Origin of the sequence: Streptomyces sp. NPDC058470 (genome assembly GCF_042721055.1) — a bacterium.
GTDB lineage: Bacteria > Actinomycetota > Actinomycetes > Streptomycetales > Streptomycetaceae > Streptomyces.
In genome coordinates this window covers 1-4533 of the sequence record NZ_JBHXMF010000130.1, presented here as the reverse complement: position 1 = coordinate 4533, position 4533 = coordinate 1, and the positions used below count along the sequence as shown (strand labels likewise).

The 4533-nt window shown below is 71.8% G+C and carries 3 protein-coding genes; 2 read left to right on the top strand and 1 reads right to left on the bottom strand.

Annotation, left to right across the window (positions count from 1 at the left end; all coding sequences use genetic code 11):
- The first annotated feature begins 226 nt into the window (after positions 1-226).
- The gene (locus ACFWP7_RS42360) at positions 227-496 is read left to right on the top strand and encodes a hypothetical protein (protein WP_384393924.1); all 270 of its coding nucleotides are present in this window, start codon (positions 227-229) and stop codon (positions 494-496) included.
- Positions 497-565: 69 nt separating this feature from the next.
- Here the strand turns inward: ACFWP7_RS42360 and ACFWP7_RS42355 are convergent, their stop codons facing one another.
- Positions 566-1351, bottom strand: coding sequence for a ferritin-like fold-containing protein (locus ACFWP7_RS42355; RefSeq protein WP_384393922.1), 786 nt, complete (start codon positions 1349-1351; stop codon positions 566-568).
- A gap of 472 nt (positions 1352-1823) precedes the next feature.
- Here ACFWP7_RS42355 and ACFWP7_RS42350 point away from each other — a divergent pair, with 472 nt between their 5' ends.
- Complete coding sequence (locus ACFWP7_RS42350) at positions 1824-3959, top strand: DEAD/DEAH box helicase (RefSeq protein ID WP_384393919.1); 2136 nt, start codon at positions 1824-1826, stop codon at positions 3957-3959.
- Positions 3960-4533: the final 574 nt, after the last annotated feature.

Here is a 4533-nt window from a genome sequence, read left to right as displayed (position 1 = left end):
TTTTTTTAATACTCCCCGCTTTCGGGGGGCCCCGGGGGCACCCCCCCCCCCGCCCCTCCTCATCCGCTCACGGAGCTGGCCGGATGCCTCCGTCAAGTTTCGGACAGTTCAGATGTTCACCACAGATGGAGCACAGATCCACCACAGAGGAGGATTGTATTCCGCACCTCGGGGGTAAGACCGGCTACGACCGAATCGCACCGGCCGTCCGGGAGGGACCCCCACCATGCTCTTGGAAACGCTCGGCTCCGCGATGCTCGGTCTGGCACTGGCATGGGCGGCCGCGTACCGCCTGCCGCACCGCCTCCCGAACCGCACGCTGGTCCTGCCGACCGGCGTCGCCGGAGCCCTGTTCGGCGCCTTCCTGACGCACACCGCGCTGGACGCCGGCCACCTGCTGGTCATCTTCATCGGCGCTGTGGCGGTCTCCACCGCCTCGCTGTCCCTGCTGCTGCGCCCCGCAGAAGGATTTCGCCGCCGCTCGGCGACGGCGTAACCCGCTGCGTGACCGACTGCACAAGGCCCGCCGGACCGACCGCCGTGTGAGGCGCCGGGCGAGGCGGCGTTAGGCAGCCAGCCCCAGCGCCGCCATCCGCTTCGTGTGCGCCTCGGTGATCCGCGAGAACATCCGGCCGACCTCCGCGAGGTCGAAGCCGTCCGCGACGCCTCCCACGAGCATGGTCGACAGGGCGTCGCGCTCGGCGACCACCCGCTGCGACTGGGACAGCGCCTCACCCATCAGCCGTCGCGCCCACAGCGCGAGCCGGCCGCCCAACCGCGGCTCCGCGTCGATCGCGGCGCGGACCTTCTCGATGGCGAAGCTCGCATGCCCGGTGTCGTCGAGGACCGCGAGCACGAGGCTGCGGGTGTCCGAGTCGAGGCGGGCGGCGACCTCACGGTAGAAGTCACTGGCGATCGAGTCGCCGACGTACGCCTTGACGAGTCCTTCCAGCCAGTCCGAGGGCGCTGTCTGGCGGTGAAAGCCGTCGAGCGCGGCGACGAACGGCTCCATCGCCTGCGTCGCGTCCGCGCCGACCGCCGAGAGCCGGTCACGCAACTGCTCGAAGTGGTGGAACTCGGCCGACGCCATCTTCGCCAACTCGGCCTTGTCGCCCAGCGTGGGCGCCAGCTTGGCGTCCTCCGCGAGCCGCTCGAACGCTGCCAGCTCGCCGTACGCGAGCGCTCCGAGCAGATCCACGACCGCGGCGCGGTACTGCGGGTCGACGGAGGCCGTCTCCCAGGCCTGGGCGGCGATCCCGGTGGCCGCGGGAGCGGTGTCGTCCGTGGCTGCGGGAACGGTGTCGTCCGCGGCCTCGGCGGGTGTGTCAGCGGCGTTGTCGGGCGTCGTCATGAAGCGCACAATAGCCCGCTCACCACAACACGGAAGTCCCTGGTCAATCACTGTGACGACCACTACGTGACCAAATCGGCCATCGCATGTGCGCGATTCCGGGGTATGGTGGTAATGCGCCCGGCGACTATTCGACGGGCCGCATGAATGAGGATGCCCGGTCGGTGGCCCGATCGGCTCCGACCTGACAGCCCTCCACGTCGGTACGTCACTTTGCGTACGGCATCCGGAGGGAACCCTCAGTGGTACGAGAGCTCGAGCGTCGGCAGTGGTCCCATGCCACTCGGCCCGCCCGTCAAGAGCGGCCGACGTCCCCGGCACGGTCCCGACACGACCCCCCGCGCTCGCCTCGCACTGCGTACACAGAACAGGCAGCACCCTGACTACCACTTTTCGAGACCTCGGAATCCTTGCCGAGACCGCTGAGGCCCTTGAGGCCGTCGGCATCATCAATCCCTTCCCCATCCAGGAGATGACGCTCCCCGTTGCCCTCTCCGGCAGCGACGTCATCGGCCAGGCCAAGACCGGCACCGGCAAGACGCTGGGCTTCGGTCTCCCGCTCCTCGAGCGCGTCACCGTCCCCGCGGACGTCGAGGCGGGCCGGGCGCAGCCCGAGCAGCTCACCGACGCCCCGCAGGCCCTCGTCGTCGTCCCGACGCGCGAGCTGTGCCAGCAGGTCACGAACGACCTGCTGACCGCGGGCAAGGTCCGCAACGTACGCGTTCTCGCCATTTACGGCGGCCGGGCGTACGAGCCGCAGGTCGAGGCCCTCAAGAAGGGCGTCGACGTGATCGTCGGCACCCCGGGCCGACTGCTCGACCTCGCGGGCCAGAAGAAGCTCAACCTCAAGCACATCCGCGCGCTCGTCCTGGACGAGGCCGACGAGATGCTCGACCTGGGCTTCCTGCCCGACGTCGAGAAGATCATGAACATGCTGCCGCCCCGCCGTCAGACGATGCTGTTCTCGGCGACCATGCCGGGCGCGGTCATCGGCCTCGCCCGCCGCTACATGTCGCAGCCCACGCACATCCGCGCCACCTCTGAGGACGGCGACGGTGCGACGGTCGCGAACACCGCGCAGTACATCTACCGCGCGCACAACATGGACAAGCCCGAGCTCGTCGCACGCATACTGCAGGCCGACGGCCGTGGTCTCGCGATGGTCTTCTGCCGCACCAAGCGGACGGCGGCGGACCTCGCCGACCAGCTCCAGCAGCGCGGCTTCGCCTCCGGCGCGGTCCACGGCGACCTCGGCCAGGGCGCCCGCGAGCAGGCACTGCGCGCCTTCCGCAACGGCAAGGTCGACGTCCTCGTCTGCACCGACGTCGCCGCCCGCGGTATCGACGTCGAGGGTGTCACGCACGTCATCAACTACCAGTCCCCCGAGGACGAGAAGACGTACCTGCACCGCATCGGCCGTACGGGCCGCGCGGGCGCCAAGGGCATCGCCGTCACCCTCGTCGACTGGGACGACATCCCGCGCTGGCAGCTCATCAACAAGGCGCTGGACCTCGGCTTCCCGGACCCGCCGGAGACGTACTCCACGTCCCCGCACCTCTTCGAGGAACTGAGCATCCCGGTCGGCACCAAGGGTGTCCTGCCGCGCGCGGAGCGCACCCGCGCCGGCCTCGCGGCCGAGCAGGTCGAGGACCTCGGCGAGACCGGCGGCCGTGGCGGTCCGCGCGGTCGCGGTGGCCGTTCCGCCGCTCCGGCGCCGGTCGTCGAGCGTGAACGTGAGCGCCCGGCGCGCAGCCGTCGCCGCACGCGCAACGGCGCGTCGATGGACGAGGCGTCCACCTCTCCGGAGGTGACGACCGAGGCCGCTGAGGTAGCCGCGCGCGAGCCCCGCACTCCCCGCCGCCGTCGCCGTACGCGCAACGGCGCTGCGGAGCTGGTCGCCGTGCCCGAGGCCGCGGAGGCCGCCGTGGCGACCGCCGAAGGCGTCACGGACGAGTCGGCCAAGCCGCGCCGCCGCCGGACCCGCAGGACCGCGGAGTCGGTGGAGGCGACGCAGATCACGGCCGAGACCGTCGTGGCCGAGGCTGTCGCCATCACCGAGGAGGCCGCCGAGGCCCCCGCCGCACCGCGCCGACGCACCCGCAGCAAGGTCGCCGTCGCCACGGACGAGGCCACGGACGACACGGAGCCCAAGCCGCGCCGCACCCGCGCCACGAAGGCCACCACGGTCGCCACCACTGAGGTTGCCGCCAAGGCTGCTGTGGACACCGCCGAAGGCGTCGAGGCGAAGCCGCGCCGCCGGACCCGCAAGGCCGCCGCCGCGACCGTCGAGGCCGGGATTCCGGCCCAGACGGCCGAGGAGCCCGAGGCCCCTGCCGCACCGCGCCGCCGCACCCGCAAGGTGGCGGAGGCCGCGGTCGACACGGCCGAGGGCGTCACGGAGGCCCCGGCCAAGCCGCGCCGCACTCGCAAGGCCGCCGTCCCCGCGGTCGAGGTGACGCCCGATGCGGAGCCCAAGCCGCGTCGTGCTCGTGCCGCGAAGACCACTGTCGTGGCCGTCGATGCCGAGATTCCGGCCCAGACGGCCGAGTCGAAGCCGCGTCGTCGCACCCGCAAGGCCGCGGCCACCGCGGAGCCGTCCGAGGGCTGATCCCTCTGCCCTGCCCGATGGCCCGGTCCCACTTCCCGTGGGGCCGGGCCATCGGCGTTCCCGCCCGGCGTCGGACCCGGCTACTTCTTTCGCCCCCTCCGCCCCTACCCATCCCGTACCTGGGGGCTGCCACCCCCAGACCCCCGCATCGGCCTGAACGGCCTCGTCCTCAAACGCCGGACGGGCTAAAAGATCTCACCCACGGGTGGGCGGGGGGATGGGACGGCACCACCTCATCCTCAGAAGCCGGACCGGCGGAAGACAGCAGGGCCGGAGCTGAAGAGCCGGGCCCCTGCGTGCGAGCGGGGATAGCGCGGATGGGAACCGGGATGAGGACAGGGACGGGGACGGGGGACTGCGACGACTGCGGCCCGGCCGATGCGGACGTCGCTGCGACCCGCACCGGGAAGACGGCCGAAGGGGCCGGGGGCCGGTACATCTCATGCCCGTCGCGTACGTCCGCGTCACCGGACCCCACCCCCTGCCCGACGTCTGATCCGGCGGCGACGGGCGGATGTACCGGCCCCCGGGACGACGAAACGGCGTATGCGCAGGGCGAGTTGGCAAGGGACGT